Source organism: Paenibacillus sp. USDA918EY (genome assembly GCF_009870825.1).
In the GTDB taxonomy this organism is placed as follows: Bacteria; Bacillota; Bacilli; order Paenibacillales; family Paenibacillaceae; genus Paenibacillus_AQ; species Paenibacillus_AQ albilobatus.
Genome location: NZ_WTWY01000063.1, coordinates 1 through 365, shown reverse-complemented (window position 1 = coordinate 365; position 365 = coordinate 1). Strand labels below are relative to the sequence as shown.

At 65.2% G+C, this 365-nt stretch carries 1 protein-coding gene; it reads right to left on the bottom strand.

Features of this window, described 5'->3' with window-relative positions; all coding sequences use genetic code 11:
- Window positions 1-365 (bottom strand): hypothetical protein (locus GQY55_RS30825; protein WP_236575993.1); only part of this gene is annotated, 365 nt, incomplete at both ends.

The following is a 365-nucleotide window of genomic DNA, read 5'->3' as shown; positions in this document are numbered from 1 at the left end:
CGCTCCGGTTGCACCTGTCGCTCCCGTCACTCCCGTTGCACCAGGTTCACCAGTCGCTCCCGTGGCTCCGGTTGCACCTGTTTCTCCCGTAGCTCCTGTTGCTCCAGTTGCACCTGTTTCTCCCGTCGCTCCCGTTGCTCCTGTTGCTCCGGTTGCCCCTGTCGCTCCCGTTTCACCCGTGGCTCCGGTTGCACCTGTCGCTCCCGTTTCACCGGTGCCTCCTGTTGCACCCGTTGCTCCGGTTGCACCTGTCGCTCCCGTCACTCCCGTTGCACCAGGTTCACCAGTCGCTCCCGTTGCTCCCGTTGCACCTGTCGCTCCCGTTGCCCCTGTCGCTCCCGTTTCACCCGTGGCTCCGGTTGCAC